We start from the raw sequence: 18,927 nt of genomic DNA on the forward strand, positions 1-18,927 counted from the left end.
AGCTCTGAGATTGTAGATTTTTCTCAAGTAGAGCTTCCTTATGGACAGTTAGCAGCTAAACATTACTTAAAAAGTTTTATGAGTAAAATTGCACTCTATCATCGTTTAAAAGAAGTAGAAAAAGAGACTACTTCCACTAAGTAACTTTAAGAATCTAGCAGGCCCCTCAAGGGGCTTGCTTTAACCTCTTCGCTCTAACATCACCATTTTGAATCTCTTTCTCAGTTAACTTTGCGAGACCTCTCGCCGTGATTCTCACTTGATTGCGAACGGAATAACCGTAAGCATGGCACTGAGCAAATGAGGTATGAATTAACAAACCCTCGTTAACCTTATCCTGATAAACAAACTTTCCTTTGGTCTTAGGGTTCTGATAGATCCAGTTATGCTCATACATCCAATCTCTCAAATCTTTTTTAGATCTAATCCCTAACTTCTTATCGCCTTCTGTAATGGATAAAGCACCTGAAGCACAAGACACCCACAATATATCCAAACATCACACCAACATCAGTGTATCTCTTAAACAATTTATCTTTCAATTTGATAGAGTACTCCTCTTTAATAAAACCCTTGAATAAAAGAGGGACCTATTCACTACCACGAGAAAAGATCTTAACTCCCATTGCTACTTCCTGTTAACTAAAAAAAAGGGCGCTTAAAGCGCCCTTTCTTGTACTGCAACACTGATATCAAATATCAGCAATCACTATTCAAATAAGCCAATAAAAGACGATTCATGTCTTACTCAGAAGAATGACACTTATAAAGTTTTAACATCAGACGTTCCTTTCGCTTGTTTGTCGGTGTTAGTTTTACTTGCCTTAAAACCTCTACCTTCTAGCAATGCATCAGTAGATGGCTCTCTACCACGAAAACCAACATAAGCTTCTCCATAGTTTAAGGTATCACCTGTACTGAACACATAGTCATACAATCTTTTTGCCGTTGATTTATCGAAGATATCGTTTGCCTCTACAAACGCATTGAATCCGTCGGCATCCAAAATCTCTGACCACATATAGGCATAGTAAGCCGAGGAATATCCACCCGCAAAAATATGCGAGAAGTGAGTACTACGGTGACGCATAATGATTTCGTCAGGCTTGCCATATTCACTCAAGATTTTATTTTCAAATTCTCGAACATCGATCTTATCCACTTCTGTCATCGAGTGATAAGCCATATCGACTAACGCAGACGCAGTATATTCAACGGTTGCAAAACCTTGATTGAAGGTACCTGCATTTTTAATACGCTGAATAAGTTCATCAGGCATTGGCTCATTGGTTTTATAATGACGAGCGAACTTCTTCAACATTGAAGATTGCTCAATATAGTGCTCATAAAATTGCGCAGGAAACTCAACCCAATCCCGTGAAACGCTGGTACCAGCAAGCGTTGGGTAAGTTACATTCGACAACAAACCGTGTAATGCGTGACCAAACTCATGGAACAGTGTCACCGCATCAGAATAACTCATAAGCGTAGCTTCACCTTCGGCAGGCTTATTTAAGTTCATGTTATTAATGATGAGAGGCTTAACGTCACCAGCTAACTTCTGTTGTGATCTAAACGAACTCATCCACGCGCCAGAACGCTTTGTTGAACGTGCGTAATAATCACCGAAGAAGAGACCAATCGAGTTATTCGCAGCATCTTTCACTTCCCAAACTCGCACGACGGGATTATATACCGGAATGTCCTTGCGCTCTTCAAACGTTAAACCAAACAGTTTGTTAGCCACATAAAACTTGGCCTCAATCATGTTGTTTAATTCAAAGTACTGAGCAATTTCACCTTGGTCCAGATCAAAGCGTGCTTTACGTACTTTTTCGGCATAGTGACGCCAATCCCAAGCCGCTAACTCGTGCTTAGCGCCTTCCTCTTTCATTATCTCTTTGATCCAAGCTTTCTCTTTTTCAGCTTGTGCGACGGCAGGCTTCCACATCTTCATCAGTAGTTCCATGGCCGCCTCCGGTGATGAAGCCATAGTATTTGACAAGACATAATCCGAGTGATGCTTGTAACCTAATAACTTTGCACGCTCAGCTCGCAGCTTAACGATTTCTTCAACGATGGCTTTATTATCAAACTCATTATCGTTATCACCACGCATTGCCCAGCCTTTAAAAGCTTTCTCACGTAGATCACGACGGGTAGAAAATTGTAAGAATGGCTCAACGCTAGAGCGTTGTAGTGTAATAAGATATTTGCCTTCTAATCCTTGCTCTTTCGCTGACGCCGCGGCAGCTTCAATCATCGATTTCGACATGCCGTCTAAATCAGTTTTCTCGAGCACCAGCTTAAAGTTGCGGCTATCATTAAGCATGTTTTGACCAAACGCAGTGGTTAAGCTCGAGATACGCTCATTAATTTTGGCAAACTTTTCTCGGTCTTCACCCGTAAGATCAGCTCCAGCTCTTACAGCATCGTTGTGTAAACGTTTTACCAGTCTGATTTGCTCGGCATTCAAGTTGCTTTTTTCTAAATTTTCAAAAACCGTCTTCACTTTTGCAAATAAGGCTTCATTCATTTGAATCGCATTCGTATGGCGGGCTATCATCGGTGAGATTTCACGCTGCAAAGCTTGCATCTCATCGTTAGACTCAGTGCTGGTTAAATTAAAGAAAACCCTAGCGACTCGACTCAGATCAGACCCGGACAATTCAAGTTGTTCAATAGTATTTTCAAAGGTAGGAACGCTATCGGATTTTACAATAGCATCGACTTCAGCTAAGTGCTTTGCCATCGCTTTTTTAAACGCAGGCATAAAATGTTCGGTTTTGATTTCCGCGAAAGGTGGAGCGCCAAATGGCGTATTCCAAGTCTTAAGAAGAGGGTTCGCTTCCACCGCCACTTTTTCAACCTCTGCAACCTCTGCCACTTTAGCAGGCTTTTCAGCTTTTTGTTCTTCTTGCGAAGAGCATCCTGAGGTCATCAGTGCAATAGAAATAGCACTGGCTGACAAAACTAGGGAAAATTGATTTTTATTCATAGAGCTTCCTCACCGTTAGTATTCTTATATTTTTTGGGCTAGCGTAAATATGAACACAAGCCGATTATTAATAAAATCTCGTTATCGCCAATAGTTTATCTTCACCATAACACCTATTATTGCCCTACGGCTCTCACTCAAAGAGTTACACCTAATAGAAGTGCGGCTTTGGGAGTTTGGCCAAGCCTATTAAACAGCTGCGAGATAAAAGGTAGACAGCTTACCGAAAATCAGTGACTAACCAAACCCTTTATCATGCGTGTATCATTGTGCAATCCATCAAATATTGAATTTATTGAATACTTAGGGGTAACCGGGGCATCTCCAGCCGTCCCTCATTCAATCTAACCCATTGTTACAAAAGGAGTTAAGTCAAATAAACATCAAAATTCCGATGATGTTTTCTGACACAATTTGAAACTATTTACCGGGTTATAATTCATTCAATTTTTACGAAGACCTCGAAAACTGATCATTTCTTATTCATATTTCGTAAATCACAACCATCAAGCTTATATCAATTTACAAGGTAAAATGCTGCGTAAACTCCAAAAGCAATGACATGTTCTTTTGGAGTTTTCTAACGTACACTACATCGGCAACAGAAGGTGTCACGAAGAGATTCTTAAAATGTATGTGTTTCGAACGTTGATAAAAATGCGAAACATAACAGATAAGTGGCTTGTGGAATATAACAATGCTCCCATGGCGCATTTACAGAAAGTGCAGATAAGGCCATCCTTTCTAGACATTATGTTTTCGCGTTTGAGTTTAAATTGAGGCTTACATCTAAAAATGAAACTGAGTAATGACTTTAGCGGTGCATTAAGAACTTTCGCCTATTTTATGGCGAGCGGAACTCACTATATGCTGGAAGACATAGACTACTTGTCGCTATATGGTGAAGAACCTGGCGCTATCGAAATAGCCTTTGCTATTTTTGCTAATAATATAGAGATGGATGATTATGGCCAGGTTATTAATTTCACCTATGCACAAAAACGAGCGACTGATTACATTCGAACATACTGTGATCCATCATTTGAAATGTCTCCCCCACTTGAAGAATGGGAAGACGCGCTTTATGGTCCACCTAATACGTAGAATTAAAGTTAACCTTATTCATTATACCTACAAGAAATATTAAGCTCCCCCCAAATATAGGCCCATAACAGAGATGAGATGTTTTTTGTTGACTCCCCTATAAGCACATCTCGTGAACTTACCTAGTTTGCTATTCCCATATAAATACTAGATACTTAAGCTAACCCACACTCGTCAAGGAAAAGGCAGTAATATGAATCAAAGGAATCATTCATCCGAATCTCAAAGCGAAGCAAATCCACATCCCAGTTTATTAAGCTCATTTATTAAATATCTACTGCTGTTTTCAATCCCGATGGCCGTTCTGATGTTTGTACCCACACCACAAACTACAATGGAAACCGCTGTAGGAACAGGCTCTGTACTTAAGTTCTTATCTTTTGATAATGCAGAATACTCAAAAACTAAAATCCAGATTGTATCGGTAGCCCATTCTGATTACATAGGCCCCGATCCTGGTATTTTCATTCAGATCGTAAAGAATGGAAAAGAAGTGGTGACCGCGGTAGCAGGAGACTTTGAGAAGCCACACAAAGGATGCAAATCCTACGGCAACTCCTTAAGCTCAGAGAAAGGGGAAAACGTTTCGTATACTTCAAACTATCTAACCTATCTGGAATGCACTTTAACGATATCAGCAACCAGTCGAGACGAAGACAATCCGCATAAAGCAGGTAAACCTAAGAAAAACACCAGTTTTATTGTGAGGGCCTATCCTAGAGGAAGTTGCTCCAGCTCCAAAGACTGCAAGCCAGAAGTGTCTCTTGATGTAGCCTATTCAATACAAGGTAAGTGGTACCAGAAAGCCTTGCTAATCATTGGAAACATTATTAAGTAATCTATCATTTAAAGAAAATGTAGGAAGATACCCAAAATAAACTTAACGCTTAGAAGCGTTCTTAGCTCCTTTTGTTCATTCAATACGTTTAGAAGAGAGTCTGAAACTCAAAATATATCAGTATAAAAGAAGCAATTTGAATCAGTAGAGTGTTGAAAAAATTAACGACATCCTCACCAATGCCAGTCATTTTGGAGCATCTATGAAAAAAGCGCTAGTACTTTTTATCTCTACACTTTGCTTAAATAACGGGTTTACAGCCGAAAAACAATTGGATGTGCATACGCAAAAAGAAATAGCCAGATTAGCAAGCCAAGAGCTAGCGAGTACTGGCACACCTTCTCTACAAATATCAATCGGATACAAAGACCGTATTGTTTATGAAGATGCTTTTGGATTTAGTGATCTAGAGAACAAAGTACCCGCGTCAACAAAAACCAAATACAGAACGGCCTCTATTGCTAAATGGTTTACAGCCACATCAGCCATGGCATTGGCTGAAGAAGGAAAGCTTGACCTCGACACACCTATCCAAACCTACTGCCCACAGTTCCCTGAAAAACAAAGAAAGGTTACAACGAGACAATTGTTAACCCATACGGCGGGTATTAGAGGCTACCTTGACTTTTCTAAGTTATCAGAAGAAACCCAAGACCTTAAGGAACTAGAAAACTTAAGGAAGAAAGAATTACAAGAAAAGCTAAGTCAGCAAACTCGATATCAGGATGTGATTACTCCTCTCGACGTTTTTAAGAATGATCCTCTTATATTTGAGCCCGATACGAATTGGTCATACACCTCTTTAGGATATCGTATTTTAGCCTGTGTAATGCAAGGAGCATCAGGCCAAAAATTTCGCACACTGTTAAAGATGTCAATTTTCGAAAAAGCCAAGATGAACAATACACTCGCTGACGACGCCTGGGCAATCATTCCACATCGAGCTGCGGGATATCGACTCAATCGTGATAAAACGATCCGTCGAGCAGACTCTCGTGATGTTAGCGAAAATTTGCCTGCCGGAGGCTATCTTTCGACTTCCAGTGATCTAGTGAAATTTGCTTTAACGTTTAACGATAGTTTTATATTGCCAAAAACAAAAAGTTTAATGACATCTCCAGTACTTAACGAATCATTGGATATAAAATCTAAAAAAAGTTGGAGAGATGCCATGCCACATAAATCAAGGTATGGCTATGGTATCATGCTGTGGTCAAAGTATGTTCCAGGAATGATCGGACACACAGGACGACAAGCGGGTGCCTCTTCTATCTTAATACTCATTCCGAGCAAAGATTTATCTATCGCGGTGATGACCAATGCTAAAGGCTGGAACGGCTATCTGAACTTTACAATGAAAATAGTTGAAGCGATTGAGAAGTCGGGAGGCGTAGCATCACTTTCCCATAAAAAACATCAATAACTAAAGGGAAATCTTTCACTCTCCCTTCGCAATGTTCTGTAATACGAACATTGCGAGAGAAGAAGGCTTTAATTATTATACCAACTAATATGTTTGCAATATGGGTTGGGTACTTTTGGAAGCGTTAAAAATAATTCTTGCTGCGGCAATGGGCCAAGGACTGCTGATAGTCATCATGTTGCTAACAGCTCGTCGCAGTAACTTTAAAGCCAATGTATTTCTATCAATCCTTGTATTGATGATGACTCAAGTTATGTACATCGGCTATGCACAGCTGCAAGGATGGAATACAGAGTTTCTTGATCGCATGGGCATCTATCCATTGTTTATCCACGGCCCAGTAATTTATTGTTATTGTATCTTAATGACCCAGCCTAAAGTAGCGACCTCAAGTATTATGGTTCACTTTTTATGGCTACTTTTTCCCGCTCTGTGGATTGCCTTTGGTCTCTACAATGTTTCATGGGGCATTCCATTCCTTCATATTGTGAGCTTTCTCCAGATCGGTGGCTACTACTTTTTGTCCATTAAAAAATTGCGAAACTATGCCCAAACCATCAAGCTTAACTTTGCGAATACCGATAAATATCGACTTCGATGGCTTTATTTCTTGCTCAGCGGATTAGGTATTCTCACGCTACTGGATCTTGGCAGCATTATGCTCAATTCATTGGCACTAGAGGGTATGGCTCAAATTCAATTTAAGTATCTTTACCTGTTAGAAGCGGCCTACACGTTTGCCATTGGCTTTATGGCCTCAAGGCAGCCGCAGATTCTATTTAACACGCCAATTATAGAAAGCACACGAAAATATGATCGCTCCAGCCTCAACTACCAAAAGGCTGATGATATCTGCCAGCAGGTACAGCGCATTACCCAAGAACAAGAATTGTTTTTAAACAACGAACTTTCACTATCGGAGCTAGCCCAGCTAGTAAAAGTGAGCCCTCATCACCTTTCGCAGGCACTCAACGAAAACCTGAATAAAAACTTCTACGAATTTATCAATGAGCTACGAATTCAACATTGTCAGAACTTATTAAAACATCCAGATAATAAGCGTCGAAATCTAACGGATATTGCTTTAGAGTGTGGCTTTAACAACAAGACTTCTTTTAATAACGCGTTCAAAAAACACACAAATATGACGCCTTCTCAATTTAGGAAGCAACAACACACTCAAACATAGCGAGACTTCTAGAAAAAACTTAAAGCAAAGTCTCAAAAACTTCTTGTGACATATCAATAAGTTAGAAAAACGTAAATCCCGCGCCAAGCCAAGTTAACGTTTACCAAAATCAGATTGGCGCAATCGCGGGCACTCCTCGTTAACGTTAGGCCTACGGAATCACTCCGTAGTGTCTAAATCAGAGGAAACAATAATGAAAAATTTTGTATTACTGCTCAGCTCACTTTTTATTTCGGTCGCTTCCATGGCTCAAACGCCGACAGAAGAAGCCAGAGAAGTGATGTCTAACTATGATTTTATGGAAGGAAACTGGCTAGCGATTAACCGTTCATTGAGTCCCGACTTCTCCATCAAAGAGCAGCCTTTCTTTTTAAAAATCCGCACAAACTCTTCGGGGTTAATGCAAAAAAATCAATGGCGTTCGCTCAAAGAAGGATTCGAAGCCGATCCTGAAAATCTCCCCAAATTACGCAAGCTCAAAAAAGCCAGTCAGTACTTTGGCACAGTATTCAATACTTTTGATCCTGCCTCACAAGCAATCACCACGGCCTTCTTTGCCGCAGAAAGCTCTAGTTGGGACATTAATAGTCGTCAGTTTACGTACAGTGACGGGCTGATAGAAGCATCAGGAGAGTCTCAGGATGACTTTGGACCTTACCAATACTACGAAAAAATTGAGAAGCTATCTGAAGATAAGCATCAGTTCGTTTCGCAACGTCTGTACGAGACATTGGGATTCTGGATCACTGTAGACAGCTATGTTGCCTACAGAGTTAAACGAAAATAGAGGATATTCTGTGCCAAACTTTAGAGTTTGGCACAATACGACTTCTAAAGTTTGCTTTTAGGGGAGGTAAATAATTTAATCGAGCAAGGCAAGCAAGTCACTTTGCATGGTCGGCTTTTATCTTTTCAACAGGATTACATATAAGCGGTTTTAGAATAACTGACTTCCAGAGATTTTCCGCCGGAGCTTTCGTATTCCAGATATTTAAGAATGATTGTCATTTCGGAAATTCGTCTCTCTATCACTTTATAAAGAAAAGTATCTTTTCCCACCCTTCCATACTCAGCAATATATTCAATGAGCTCTCGAGGGCGGTCAATTTGATAACCGTAATCAGCCACATAAGCGTGTATGAAGTCATAAAAAGCCTTGAGATCTCGATTACTCTTAGAGTTCCAAGTGCTCTGACTCAACCACTCTATCAACCGCTTCATCGTGGTATCTGATAGATCCATCTCGCTGACCCTCTTTCGCTGCTCTCTGACGAAAATCGTCTTAAATGGAACAAACTACCCCATAACGAGTATATATTAAATACGTGTTTCCTGCCTAATTCCTCACACAATCAAATCCTGAAAAGCCAGCACTCGCCGAGCAATAGCAAACACCTGACGGATTAAAAGCAGAAACCAACTATTTGACTAACCAATTGAAAGCAGTATCTATTTCGTCAAAGTGCTCAATCTCACCACTCATAAACCAAGCCCCTACCCTGGTACTTAACTCTAACCATTTTTGGTTTCCAACAATGGCAATCTTAGAAAACTCACTGCCATGTTTAAGCCCCAACTTTAGATCATCCCAAGCAGCACGTAGCTCCCAACCATCCAGTTCTTGAGCATCAATAAGCGCTTTAATTCGAGGATTCTTTACTCCTTGAAGTGCCGACTCCAACAATGGAACCATAATGCCGTAATCATCATGGGTTAACTTGCCTATGACTTTAATGGTTAGCATAAAGTTGTTATCAGCTCTCTCGATCCCTACGGATATGCCATGCTTTTGAGTTTTCATAAATCCCCCTCATTAGTCCTATCTGTCTCCAATACAAATGCTATCTAAATTACCTTAGGTATTGTTTGATCTAAATCAGGTTAAAGAAAAAGTAATTTGCATTTCAATATCTCAAAAACGAGCTATAATCAAAAGTTCAGACGTACCTATTGTTGAGTATAAGTAGTTGATATGGTCATTTGTAATAAGCAACACAGGTTAATAGAAAGTTTAGCTCTAGTTCCCACCGATAGCTCAGGAATGAGTCAAAATAAATGCCCTGGATGTGCTTATGAATCGGGGTATCGATCGGGATTACAAATGGATGTGTCTTTGAATCTTCCTTTTCAGAATCTTCCCAATTGCCAACATGCAACCACTCAGTCAAAAGATATCTTTGCGGCCTTTGCTCAGGGTTATTTTGATGGAGTGAATGACTTTCATCAACAAAAGACAGCATAAGTCGATGACAAATTATTGAGTGACTCCTAACAACATTTCTCTATGAAGCATAAAAATCTCTCTGCCGACATTGGGATTTTTATAACAAAGATCTCCCAAAGAAATTGGATGAGAAATGTCGCGATAACCATCGGTGACCAGCTCATTGATGTGGTTAACTGATTTAAAAGCCATCGACCAGTTTGCAAAAGCACGAGACTGAATATCGCCCTCATAAACAACATTAATGGTTCGGTGCTTATCATCATCTCTTATGAGAGGAAAAACCTGTTCAACTGCCGTCTTCGGGCCTTCTAATAACTGGATAAACTCTTGATTATAATAAATTAGCATTCCAGTTATTCCATATCCTTGATTTCGACTCCTTGCTATATTTAACAGCCTAATAAGAGACTTATCATCAAACTTCATATTAGCAACGCTCGTATAAATAAGCTCATACATTGGTATATAGAACTCCTTTTTTAGCCTTACTAAAAATCTAGAGAGATACAGCAAAAACTTCCATACCCGTAAACTGGTTGTCTAAGGTTTGTAAAGCTTTTTACTGAGCAAAGAAAAATAACTAGGCACGAACTCCTTTTCTGCCATCGACTGACTATCAAAAAATAAACGACTCCAATACTCGCCGCTTATTGATTCACAAACTCCATAATAAGATCTGTCAATCGATCACTGGCATCAGCTTCAAATGTATCGATATCCATATCAAATGCGTTTAAATAACGAGAAGCATAGCTATGGTTCAAGTTTTTATTACCTACGCGATACTCAATTTCTGGAAGAGACTTATCAACTCTAGGAAGAATTTCCCAACTCATAAAACCGACGTCGTACATAGCCACCTGGCCCTGTGCAAACTGACAAAATTCGCTAACAACACCAGCACCGTCAGGCCCCAAACTACCCGGTTCGATTCGACAGACAACCTTGAGCTTTTTATCACTAGGTAATGAAGGATAACTTTTCATCGCCCCTCCCCTTATTATCCATATAGGTGTTAGGTTCACTACAAGAACTACCTATTAAGTATAGATATAAATTCCAAATAGGAACAAATCCTCCGGGGCAGTATTTACTTTATCCAATGCCTGCCTGTCCTGAAACCATCAAAGTAGTTACGACTCAGTAGGTTAAGGCTAACTGTTTAGAACTCACTTTATCACCGCCCCGGCTCAAATTCATCATAACGAGGCAATTCAGCATCTAAATCGTCCCAGTTTGCACGTGAAGTGACAAAATTATGTGACATGGGTCTTTCACAAATATCATCATTTAGAATACCCAATCTGATGCGTATATAGTCTGGATTATCGGCGTTAGAGCTGTAGACAGGAGAGCCGCAATCACTACAAAAATGCCTTTCTCTTCCTGGTTTAAAAACATACGCTTTGAGTTTGCTTGCACCTTTGGCTATTCGGAATTCTGCCGACGCCACAAAGCCGTTAGTGGCATAGGCAGTTCCTGATGACTTACGACAAAGAGAACAATGGCAATGAATAATACTTCCGATAGCTCCGGTAACTTCTACCTCTACCGCCCCACACAAACATGATCCTGTGTACATAATGATTCATAAATTGAAATTTAATGAGGAAGAACAATAAGTGATTTTTTAGCGTTAAACAACCTTTTCATTGCACATAAACCTTCAGCAACTCCTTGATGTAAAAAATAATAGTTTCACGATGAATGACTTTATTTTATAGTGCAGCCTTAAGTTCCATTGACCTAACAATTGAAGGTTATTCTCAATGAACGATCCAGAGTTTTCTTTTGAGTTTATGTTCCAGGATGAAGTAGTGGGTCTTTTTTCTCCTTTTATTCCTAATAATCCAGGACGAGTAGAATTTATCCCCGTTCGTGGAGCAAGTTATGACGAACTGGAAATGGAAGCGGAAGCAGGAGAGATGCCAGAGTGTCACTTTATCAGACTGCGTCAAGAAAAAACTTTCAATGTTTTTTTTGATGTCATCAGTATACCGGAATATGGCGTCATGATGATCGACAACTTACGAGAAACATATAAAGAAGAGACTTAATTTTTTCTAGCTTCTATTGCTCTATACTAAGCCCGATAACGTATAAGGATGAGCAAACGTTAGCTTGGCGTTATCGGCTCACCATGAATTAACTTTCGGTGAGCTTTTTTTTACACATTTTCCACTCAAAAAGCAGCATCAAAACAATAACGCCTTCGACAATAGCTAACGGCCATAAAGCGGAAGAGTAGAGCAAGAAGCTGATTAATCGAGCTCCTAATAACACAGCAGATACGACCATCATAAATCCTAAGCTGGCTAAGCGTAGTTCAACTTTATGTATACCAATGATTAAGGCACAACCCAATCCTATTTGTAATCCACCGTATACAGTAAAATACTCTGATAAACCTTTTGCACTACTTAGGGTTAACCCTAAGTAGCTCGCAGAAAGCACAGGATTAACAATGCACCAAATTCCAGATATAAGATATAGAACTGCGACTGTTCTTGCCATCCACATAAATCGAAACTCCAATAAAATCGTTTTCTTTTATTCCAAAGGCAAATAAATATCAATGACCGCGTCACTCTCATTCACATCGGGATACATAGCAACTCGGTGTAAAAAACAAGGAAAATCTCTTAAGCCTTCACCACTTTGAGGTAACCATTCAGAGTATAAATATCGAATCGAGTCTGCAAGAGTTTCATCACTACCAATATGCCTTAATAAAGCACAACGCCCCGCAGGAATAGCGGAAGCAATAACTCCTTGTTCATTACTAGATATCACTTTACTACCGCAGGAAGCTGCAATACCAAAGCGATACTCTTCAGCGTTAACCGATTCTGGATCGTCATACAATAGATTATACGTCTGACTACGCTCTGGAGATAATTTATTTTGCTTGCGCCATTCAATAAATACTTTGACCGACTCAAAAATTGTTTCTTGCGGTCCTTGATGAATGAATAAGGCGATGGGAGTTTCATTAAACTCGACTATTTCAATGCTTTGCTTATTGATCTTCACTATATTAGCCCTCTTTTGCGATACTTCAGCCGAAAACACTTGCCACCCGTTCATATCGGGTGCTTTTCGATATTGAGAAGGCGTCTTTCCTGTCCATCTTTTAAAGGCGCGACTGAATGACTCTGGACTATCAAACCCGACCATCATTGCAATATCAATCACTTTTAAAGAGTGGCGAAAAGCAAGCAGGTAGGATGCTTTTTTAAGTCGGTAGCCTAGAACATATTGTCCCAGATTCATTCCCATATAAGCATAAAACTGCCGATGAATATGAAACCGAGAAAAACCAGCAATGCTACTCAAGGTATCCAGGCTAAGATCATCATCAAGATGCTTTTCGATATAATCCAGAATACTTTCAAATCGTTGCCTATAAGTTAGGCTGGTGTGTCTATTCATATCACCTCCCAATGTTTGGAAGTGTACTGTTTAGCTATCTCATAAACCTGACATATATTGCTTTTATGCTATTATTTTTCTGGCTAAGAAACACAAGAAGAGAAACGGGTGAAACTTGCCGCCACACCCGTTTTTTAACTAAAGTTTATGTCGGAGAATAGAAATGGCTTGTTTTGTTTTTCCGAGTCCTGAAAGCGCCTGGCTCTCGGTATAAGACAAGAACTCCTCTGCATTTTTCTCTTTACTCTCAGGTAAATCTCTAAATTCAGAGATAAAATAAAGAACGTCTTGATAATCATCGGCGTTGCTACTGCTAACAATAAACATATAGAGTAATCCAGCTCTGTGCTTTCCTGGTATGGTAGGATTTTCCAGTAACTTTTTTGCGGCGTCATTGGCTTTAATACGATCTTCTCGATTACCACTGCTTGATAAAGAAATGTAAGGTTTTAGTTGTTCATAATACCCGACAGGAACAACATCTTTTAGCCGAGGAGCATCAATATTATGGTTGACGCTATAGATCTGAACATAAGCCATATACAATGCTTCTTGCTGCTCATTAGATAAGGCGCTAAGCTCTGAACGGCCATCAGCCAGTAGCTCGAAACCTTGAGCTTTCTTCTTAGCATTTTCTCTCGGATCAAAGAACTGAAGCTTATAAGCATAGAGTTGCTGGGCTTGCTTTTCCGATGCGATGTTTTCAAGAACACAATCTAAAGCAGCACGTACTTTTAATCCGACTTCTTCGTCCAGTGAGGTCAGTAAAGATGTATCATTACAGTACTCTTTTGCTTTGGAGTACCAGGAAACAACACTTTCTGGGGTGTCGCGGTAAAGCTTATTGATCATTTCTAGTGTCTGAAACTCATATTTCATCCCTAAGGTTTGATCGTTCCCCATTCTTTGATACCAGTAGCGATATTCTTTTTCCGAAAAATAACCAAACTTACCCACCGATAAATTGATGGTCATCAATTTTATTAATGAGTCTCCTAAATCAGTATTTGCATACTCTTCAATAGCGGCTTCAAGCGACTTTTTTGCCAGCATTAAATGGTCAGGATTTGAGGCGTTGTCTAAATGTTGTTTATATTGTTTAAAATGGTCCACGCCTTTAGGAACGGTTGCGCAAGACACCAATACGAAAATAGATAAAAACAGAAGTCCTCTTTTGCAAAATGCAAAGCTCATAAATAACCTCATTATAAAAAGCCTGATACAGGCTAAAATTCCAGTTCTCAACAGCAATGAGAAAAATCACGAATGCACATTAAGTCCGAATAAAATATCAATGGTATGAAGGAACTTAGGCATGAGCAGCTCCGCTCAACAAAGTACCTTAAGCCATTGTTTTGTTGCTGTTTACTTTCCTTGAATAAAAAACGGCAACTTTTTTAGTCTTAAAACGCCAAGGCACATTATAATGGATAAAACACCAAAACCACTACACCCATTGCCTTTCAAGCAGCATGGTTATTCGTTGGCTTGCAACGCCCACACCACTCGAAGTACTTTTCTGCCCCTTCCTCCCTTCCAAATAATTCCCCAAAAACATATAAATGGTCTACCTAAACTACTACAGAAGGTTTACAATGGCGGCAACCATTGTACTGGCTTCAGGTGCAGCTTAGCTTAACGGGGTTCGTTTCCCACTTCAGTCTTAGGTCATTATTCAAACAAAGTACGGTGTATGAGTTTCAGATTACAACTTCCCTGATTGCACGGTGTCTTATCAAGCATAATAACAAAGTTTATATTACGAGGTATTCTTAAGTTATGGAAATAACTTTATTTATTGGAGTTTTGGCCATTACCGGCTCAATTTTGGGAGCGTTGGTGGGCGGCATATTCTCCTTCATAGCGACCCGCAGGCTTTACGCCAGCCAAATACTATTAGACAAAGAAAATCAATCAGTTGAAGTTAACAATATATTAGACAGTCTATACGACGAAATTAATGCTTTGGTAAAACTCTACAAGAAAAACATCGGCAACCAAATCAAGAAGCATCCAAGCAATCAGGTTTTTGATCATTATTTCTTTGCCAAAAGCGACTACTTTACCGTTTACGAAAGCAACGCTACTTTGTTGGCCAAACTCTCTGATCCCGAACTAAAGAAGCTCATCATAGAAACCTATTTATGGTTCAAAAGCGTCATTGATACTTTAGAGCTCAATAATGAAAGAATGGCTAAATTTGAAGAAGCGCGTGATCTATTTATTCAGACAGGAGACCAAAGATATCAGCTTCTGGAAGATGAATACTATAAAACGCTACTTAAGCTGGCGAGCAACATCAAAGAAAATCATCAGAACGCTATGAAATCCTCAGAATCAATGTTGGATGCTATAGAAGAATACCGCGAAGAAACAAACGAATAATTATTCGCCACAGCAGCCTGATGCTTGCAGCTGTGGCGCTATCATTTACTCAGGCTGAGTCACTACTTTCTGTTTCGGCTTTAGCTCGATCCTTCCTAACTCAAAACCACGAAGATATTCATTCTCATCGAAGTTTTGAGGCCGATTGCCAATCACCACATAATAATTGTTGCGCCAGTTAATCGGTAAACCAGCAATGGCATCCTGATAACCTGTCTGATAGCTATGGTGCTCCAATTGAGGCTCATTATGACTCATGGTCGCACATCCCGATAGTAAGAAGCTTCCTGTCATTGCAGCAAGTACTGATTTTATCTTTTTATTGTTGTTGCCAAACTTGTTCATCTGCTACTCCTGTAAGTGGCACCAACCAGAATGGGTTGGTTACTAATGCCAGCAAATCAAACATCTCAAAAACAAATATTTGAACTTCATTTCGAGAACTGGTTTTATTCTAGCTGTGAATTTTTCCTATATCTACCTTAATTATTAGCGGGAAATACAAATATTCCAGTCAACATTCATAATATTGCCGAGTTTTCTCCCCATAAGTGACGTTAAATAAGTATTACTCCATTGTGAGTAAGCACCCTCTCACCTTTAAGCACAGGAATTCCAACACTTTGTTAGATGTGCATAATCCCACTTATCAATGCCGCAACTTCTTCATAACTAGAGTTACTTATCTAGCGACAATCATTATGTGTTTTTAAATAAATGAATTTTTTATTGCGTTGTCTTAGCCAGACATCGCCCATAAAAACACGAAAGAACAAAAAGTGTTCTATTTGAAAAAGGTACCCATCGTCATGTTGCGATTCACTTTTCCTGTTTTATTGGTGGTAGGTCTATCCAGCTACTTTTATCTATCAGAAGCTCGTTCTCCTGATGAGCCAGTAACGGCCGTAAACCAACAAGCATTGTCCGAGAGCAAGGACTATCAGATCCTTGAGGTTTCTGAGTTAAAAAGTCTGGCAGATAAACAAAATGAGCGAGATGCTCAACACGCACTTGCCCTCCGATACAAAAAGAGCAAGAACTATGACGCTGCCAAAGAATACTTTTTAAAAGCAGCCACAAACGGTAGCAGTGACTCACTCATCGAATTGAGCAATGTGATGGTAAGCTATGTTGACAACATGCAACTGTCACCAAAGGCAAAGCAGGCAGCAACAACAGAAGCATTAAGCTGGTTGTATCTGGCAAAGAATCTGGGTAATGCTAATGCCAGTATTATGCTAGAACTCTATAAAGATGGCTTCTTCCCTGCCTCACAAAAAGTCGATGCGGATGCACAACAAATGGCCTTACGTCGCTACAATCAGATGCTAGCTCAAGGCTATATTCAAGCCTTTGCTCAGTACTATGATGCGGCCAGCGTACTGCATACGCAGGCCGAGTAACTCCTACTGTAGCGACTTCTTAATAGCCAGATAGTCGTCAAATAGAGTTTGAGTATGGGTATCAGGATCAACTGATTCGTAGTGCTTAACAATATTGCCTTTGTCATCTACCAGCAACGTTTCGCGTCGTGTATGTGGCCAGGGCAAGTAACGAACCATGTCCAGTTTGGATGACAACGCTTTATCCACATCAGCCAACAGACTGAACTTTACCTTGTAATCCTTAGCAAAGGACAGGTGAGACTCCACAGAATCCAGGCTCACCCCCACCACTTCGAGTCCTTGCTTTTTCATCTGTTCGTATTGCTGAGCAAAATTCGTCGTTTCTTTGCTGCACCCAGGCGTATGATCTTTTGGATAAAAATAGTAGGCAACCCAGTGCCCTTCATAATTTTTATTCGACACCCAGTCTCCATTCTGATTTTGCAACTTATAGGTTGGAAACAAAGACCCCGTCAAATCTTTAGCATGAACCGTCGCCACCGTGAAGCAAAGCCACAACATACCCAATAATCGAACCATAATATCCACTCCGTATTTCTTTGATACTCAGGCGACATCCTAGCGGTATCACAGCCACTCCACAATGCCACCAAAGTCATTTAAACCCAGGTATTTCATCTAATTATACGTTAGATATGGCTGATCCGATCTTGCCGTTCGCTGGTAGCCCCTCTAGCATTATCATATAATCCCCCTCTCCTTTTGTCGCCGTAGCTAAACCATGCCCAATACTGACGCCACCGAACTCAAACAACGCTTACAAGAATGGGCACAAGAACTCGGCTTTCAGCAGGTCGGCGTTGCTGCAGCGACTTTAGACAAAGATTTATTGCACTTTAAACAGTGGCTTAAAAACCAATATCATGGCGAGATGGGTTATATGGAAACCCGAGCCCAACTACGCTGTGCCCCACAAGAACTGGTACCAGATACCCTGTCAGTTATCAGCCTACGTATGAACTATGTGCCCGAGAATGCTAATTTCGACGGCACACTGACTCAAAGCCACAAAGCCAACATCTCCCGTTATGCACTTGGTCGCGATTACCATAAGCTCATGCGCAAGCGGCTGGCCAAGCTGGCTGAAAAAATAAAAGCCGAAACTCAGCACTTCGATTATCGAGTCTTTGTGGATAGTGCTCCGGTACTCGAGCGAGCTTATGCACAACAGGCAGGCATTGGCTGGATCGGCAAGAACGCCATGTTAATCAATCCCGAAGAAGGCTCTTTTTTCTTTCTTGGAGAAATCTATACCAACCTGCCGCTAGAAGCCGACAAACCTCAAACAGAGCAATGTGGCGCCTGTACCTCCTGTATTAATTTGTGCCCCACTCAGGCCATCGTTGCTCCTTATCAAATTGATGCCCGTCGCTGCATTTCTTATCTAACCATTGAATTAAAAGGCTCAATCCCCGAAGAGTTTAGACCTCTGATTGGTAACCGCATTTATGGCTGTGATGACTGTCAGTTAGTATGCCCATGGAATCGATTTGCCAAAGCAACCGACGAACAAGATTTTCATCCGCGCCATCAATTACAAAATGCCGATTTATTAACATTGTTTGCATGGACAGAAGAAGAATTTTTGCGCAAGACAGAAGGCTCGCCTATTCGACGCATTGGACACGATAGTTGGCAACGAAACCTCGCCGTTGCGCTAGGCAATGCCGCTTACCAGGCCGACATTATCAAGGCTTTGCAAGCTCGGCTGGAGCAAACCTCTTCGGCCATGGTAAAAGAGCACATCCAATGGGCGCTTGAACAACAGGAGCAGCGCGCCAAACAACATATACCCGTATTCGTTGAAGCCAAAGAACACAAAAAGCTGGTACGAACCTCACAAAAACTGCTGCGGCAATTCCATTAAAAATAAGAAGTTTTTGATTGAGGCGGCTAACAGAGAAGCCATCAGCCAGCCTCATTGA

The 18,927-nt window shown here is 40.4% G+C and carries 22 protein-coding genes; 10 read left to right on the forward strand and 12 right to left on the reverse strand.

Features of this window, described 5'->3' with window-relative positions; translation table 11 throughout:
* Nucleotides 1-166: 166 nt before the first annotated feature.
* Both NH399_RS05105 and NH399_RS05110 read right to left on the reverse strand, forming a co-directional pair.
* A complete protein-coding gene (locus NH399_RS05105; protein WP_253037527.1) occupies nt 167-496 on the reverse strand; it encodes a phage antirepressor KilAC domain-containing protein in 330 nt (109 codons plus the stop codon).
* Between the two features lie 267 nt (nt 497-763).
* A complete protein-coding gene (locus NH399_RS05110) occupies nt 764-2,998 on the reverse strand; it encodes a M3 family metallopeptidase (protein WP_253037529.1) in 2,235 nt (744 codons plus the stop codon).
* A 795-nt stretch (nt 2,999-3,793) separates the two neighbouring features.
* Between NH399_RS05110 and NH399_RS05115 the strand changes: the two genes are divergently transcribed.
* The 5 genes from NH399_RS05115 (at nt 3,794) to NH399_RS05135 (ending at nt 8,339) form a co-directional block, all read left to right on the forward strand.
* A complete protein-coding gene (locus tag NH399_RS05115) occupies nt 3,794-4,102 on the forward strand; it encodes a hypothetical protein (protein WP_253037538.1) in 309 nt (102 codons plus the stop codon).
* 193 nt (nt 4,103-4,295) lie between these two features.
* On the forward strand, nt 4,296-4,940 hold the full coding sequence (locus tag NH399_RS05120) for a hypothetical protein (RefSeq protein WP_253037542.1): 645 nt from the start codon (nt 4,296-4,298) through the stop codon (nt 4,938-4,940).
* A gap of 202 nt (nt 4,941-5,142) precedes the next feature.
* The gene (locus NH399_RS05125) at nt 5,143-6,363 is read left to right on the forward strand and encodes a serine hydrolase (protein WP_253037543.1); all 1,221 of its coding nucleotides are present in this window, start codon (nt 5,143-5,145) and stop codon (nt 6,361-6,363) included.
* A 100-nt stretch (nt 6,364-6,463) separates the two neighbouring features.
* Nucleotides 6,464-7,552 carry an AraC family transcriptional regulator gene (locus tag NH399_RS05130; protein WP_253037545.1) on the forward strand — a complete coding sequence of 363 codons (1,089 nt, stop codon included), beginning with the start codon at nt 6,464-6,466 and terminating at the stop codon, nt 7,550-7,552.
* Between the two features lie 193 nt (nt 7,553-7,745).
* Nucleotides 7,746-8,339 carry a hypothetical protein gene (locus NH399_RS05135; RefSeq protein WP_253037547.1) on the forward strand — a complete coding sequence of 198 codons (594 nt, stop codon included), beginning with the start codon at nt 7,746-7,748 and terminating at the stop codon, nt 8,337-8,339.
* Between the two features lie 134 nt (nt 8,340-8,473).
* Here the strand turns inward: NH399_RS05135 and NH399_RS05140 are convergent, their stop codons facing one another.
* Complete coding sequence (locus NH399_RS05140) at nt 8,474-8,794, reverse strand: hypothetical protein (RefSeq protein ID WP_253037548.1); 321 nt, start codon at nt 8,792-8,794, stop codon at nt 8,474-8,476.
* A gap of 178 nt (nt 8,795-8,972) precedes the next feature.
* A complete protein-coding gene (locus tag NH399_RS05145; RefSeq protein WP_253037550.1) occupies nt 8,973-9,353 on the reverse strand; it encodes an STAS/SEC14 domain-containing protein in 381 nt (126 codons plus the stop codon).
* Between the two features lie 240 nt (nt 9,354-9,593).
* On the opposite strand from NH399_RS05145, the gene NH399_RS05150 reads away from it, so the two are divergent.
* Nucleotides 9,594-9,794, forward strand: coding sequence for a hypothetical protein (locus NH399_RS05150; protein ID WP_253037552.1), 201 nt, complete (start codon nt 9,594-9,596; stop codon nt 9,792-9,794).
* A 12-nt stretch (nt 9,795-9,806) separates the two neighbouring features.
* Here NH399_RS05150 and NH399_RS05155 read toward each other — a convergent pair whose 3' ends face one another.
* The 3 genes from NH399_RS05155 to NH399_RS05165 form a co-directional block, all read right to left on the reverse strand.
* Nucleotides 9,807-10,238 (reverse strand): BLUF domain-containing protein, encoded by a 432-nt coding sequence (locus tag NH399_RS05155; protein WP_256489305.1) that lies wholly within the window; start codon nt 10,236-10,238, stop codon nt 9,807-9,809.
* A gap of 188 nt (nt 10,239-10,426) precedes the next feature.
* Nucleotides 10,427-10,765: a hypothetical protein gene (locus tag NH399_RS05160; RefSeq protein ID WP_253037554.1), complete on the reverse strand. Its 339-nt coding sequence runs from the start codon at nt 10,763-10,765 to the stop codon at nt 10,427-10,429.
* A gap of 191 nt (nt 10,766-10,956) precedes the next feature.
* Entirely contained in the window at nt 10,957-11,361 is a 405-nt protein-coding gene (locus NH399_RS05165; protein WP_253037556.1) for a GFA family protein, read from the reverse strand.
* 187 nt (nt 11,362-11,548) lie between these two features.
* Between NH399_RS05165 and NH399_RS05170 the strand changes: the two genes are divergently transcribed.
* Nucleotides 11,549-11,836, forward strand: a complete 288-nt coding sequence (locus NH399_RS05170) for a hypothetical protein (RefSeq protein WP_253037557.1) — start codon at nt 11,549-11,551, stop codon at nt 11,834-11,836.
* A gap of 88 nt (nt 11,837-11,924) precedes the next feature.
* Here the strand turns inward: NH399_RS05170 and NH399_RS05175 are convergent, their stop codons facing one another.
* The 3 genes from NH399_RS05175 to NH399_RS05185 form a co-directional block, all read right to left on the reverse strand.
* Complete coding sequence (locus NH399_RS05175; protein ID WP_253037559.1) at nt 11,925-12,299, reverse strand: hypothetical protein; 375 nt, start codon at nt 12,297-12,299, stop codon at nt 11,925-11,927.
* A gap of 30 nt (nt 12,300-12,329) precedes the next feature.
* A complete protein-coding gene (locus NH399_RS05180; RefSeq protein ID WP_253037561.1) occupies nt 12,330-13,211 on the reverse strand; it encodes a GyrI-like domain-containing protein in 882 nt (293 codons plus the stop codon).
* 138 nt (nt 13,212-13,349) lie between these two features.
* Nucleotides 13,350-14,405, reverse strand: a complete 1,056-nt coding sequence (locus tag NH399_RS05185) for a hypothetical protein (RefSeq protein ID WP_253037563.1) — start codon at nt 14,403-14,405, stop codon at nt 13,350-13,352.
* 585 nt (nt 14,406-14,990) lie between these two features.
* On the opposite strand from NH399_RS05185, the gene NH399_RS05190 reads away from it, so the two are divergent.
* The gene (locus NH399_RS05190; RefSeq protein WP_253037565.1) at nt 14,991-15,596 is read left to right on the forward strand and encodes a hypothetical protein; all 606 of its coding nucleotides are present in this window, start codon (nt 14,991-14,993) and stop codon (nt 15,594-15,596) included.
* A gap of 45 nt (nt 15,597-15,641) precedes the next feature.
* On the opposite strand, the gene NH399_RS05195 is transcribed toward NH399_RS05190, so the two are convergent.
* Nucleotides 15,642-15,941: a hypothetical protein gene (locus NH399_RS05195; protein ID WP_253037567.1), complete on the reverse strand. Its 300-nt coding sequence runs from the start codon at nt 15,939-15,941 to the stop codon at nt 15,642-15,644.
* A gap of 443 nt (nt 15,942-16,384) precedes the next feature.
* Here NH399_RS05195 and NH399_RS05200 point away from each other — a divergent pair, with 443 nt between their 5' ends.
* Complete coding sequence (locus tag NH399_RS05200) at nt 16,385-16,999, forward strand: hypothetical protein (RefSeq protein ID WP_253037569.1); 615 nt, start codon at nt 16,385-16,387, stop codon at nt 16,997-16,999.
* 3 nt (nt 17,000-17,002) lie between these two features.
* On the opposite strand, the gene NH399_RS05205 is transcribed toward NH399_RS05200, so the two are convergent.
* Nucleotides 17,003-17,521, reverse strand: a complete 519-nt coding sequence (locus NH399_RS05205) for a peroxiredoxin (protein ID WP_253037571.1) — start codon at nt 17,519-17,521, stop codon at nt 17,003-17,005.
* A 202-nt stretch (nt 17,522-17,723) separates the two neighbouring features.
* On the opposite strand from NH399_RS05205, the gene queG reads away from it, so the two are divergent.
* Nucleotides 17,724-18,869: a tRNA epoxyqueuosine(34) reductase QueG gene (queG, locus tag NH399_RS05210; RefSeq protein ID WP_253037577.1), complete on the forward strand. Its 1,146-nt coding sequence runs from the start codon at nt 17,724-17,726 to the stop codon at nt 18,867-18,869.
* The last annotated feature ends 58 nt before the right edge of the window (nt 18,870-18,927 follow it).

Source organism: Pleionea sp. CnH1-48 (assembly GCF_024124665.1).
In the GTDB taxonomy this organism is placed as follows: Bacteria; Pseudomonadota; Gammaproteobacteria; order Enterobacterales; family Kangiellaceae; genus JAMXSB01.

What these genes read in the sequence shown, in the direction of transcription:
- NH399_RS05160 (WP_253037554.1), bottom strand. Translation starts at nt 10,765, where the DNA reads ATGAAAAGTTATCCTTCATTACCTAGTGATAAAAAGCTCAAGGTTGTC.
- NH399_RS05145 (WP_253037550.1), bottom strand. Translation starts at nt 9,353, where the DNA reads ATGAAAACTCAAAAGCATGGCATATCCGTAGGGATCGAGAGAGCTGAT.
- NH399_RS05135 (WP_253037547.1), top strand. Translation starts at nt 7,746, where the DNA reads ATGAAAAATTTTGTATTACTGCTCAGCTCACTTTTTATTTCGGTCGCT.
- queG (WP_253037577.1), top strand. Translation starts at nt 17,724, where the DNA reads ATGCCCAATACTGACGCCACCGAACTCAAACAACGCTTACAAGAATGG.
- NH399_RS05110 (WP_253037529.1), bottom strand. Translation starts at nt 2,998, where the DNA reads ATGAATAAAAATCAATTTTCCCTAGTTTTGTCAGCCAGTGCTATTTCT.
- NH399_RS05150 (WP_253037552.1), top strand. Translation starts at nt 9,594, where the DNA reads ATGAGTCAAAATAAATGCCCTGGATGTGCTTATGAATCGGGGTATCGA.
- NH399_RS05180 (WP_253037561.1), bottom strand. Translation starts at nt 13,211, where the DNA reads ATGAATAGACACACCAGCCTAACTTATAGGCAACGATTTGAAAGTATT.
- NH399_RS05120 (WP_253037542.1), top strand. Translation starts at nt 4,296, where the DNA reads ATGAATCAAAGGAATCATTCATCCGAATCTCAAAGCGAAGCAAATCCA.
- NH399_RS05185 (WP_253037563.1), bottom strand. Translation starts at nt 14,405, where the DNA reads ATGAGCTTTGCATTTTGCAAAAGAGGACTTCTGTTTTTATCTATTTTC.
- NH399_RS05140 (WP_253037548.1), bottom strand. Translation starts at nt 8,794, where the DNA reads ATGGATCTATCAGATACCACGATGAAGCGGTTGATAGAGTGGTTGAGT.
- NH399_RS05115 (WP_253037538.1), top strand. Translation starts at nt 3,794, where the DNA reads ATGAAACTGAGTAATGACTTTAGCGGTGCATTAAGAACTTTCGCCTAT.
- NH399_RS05170 (WP_253037557.1), top strand. Translation starts at nt 11,549, where the DNA reads ATGAACGATCCAGAGTTTTCTTTTGAGTTTATGTTCCAGGATGAAGTA.
- NH399_RS05130 (WP_253037545.1), top strand. Translation starts at nt 6,464, where the DNA reads ATGGGTTGGGTACTTTTGGAAGCGTTAAAAATAATTCTTGCTGCGGCA.
- NH399_RS05155 (WP_256489305.1), bottom strand. Translation starts at nt 10,238, where the DNA reads ATGTATGAGCTTATTTATACGAGCGTTGCTAATATGAAGTTTGATGAT.
- NH399_RS05175 (WP_253037559.1), bottom strand. Translation starts at nt 12,299, where the DNA reads ATGTGGATGGCAAGAACAGTCGCAGTTCTATATCTTATATCTGGAATT.
- NH399_RS05125 (WP_253037543.1), top strand. Translation starts at nt 5,143, where the DNA reads ATGAAAAAAGCGCTAGTACTTTTTATCTCTACACTTTGCTTAAATAAC.
- NH399_RS05190 (WP_253037565.1), top strand. Translation starts at nt 14,991, where the DNA reads ATGGAAATAACTTTATTTATTGGAGTTTTGGCCATTACCGGCTCAATT.
- NH399_RS05195 (WP_253037567.1), bottom strand. Translation starts at nt 15,941, where the DNA reads ATGAACAAGTTTGGCAACAACAATAAAAAGATAAAATCAGTACTTGCT.
- NH399_RS05205 (WP_253037571.1), bottom strand. Translation starts at nt 17,521, where the DNA reads ATGGTTCGATTATTGGGTATGTTGTGGCTTTGCTTCACGGTGGCGACG.
- NH399_RS05165 (WP_253037556.1), bottom strand. Translation starts at nt 11,361, where the DNA reads ATGTACACAGGATCATGTTTGTGTGGGGCGGTAGAGGTAGAAGTTACC.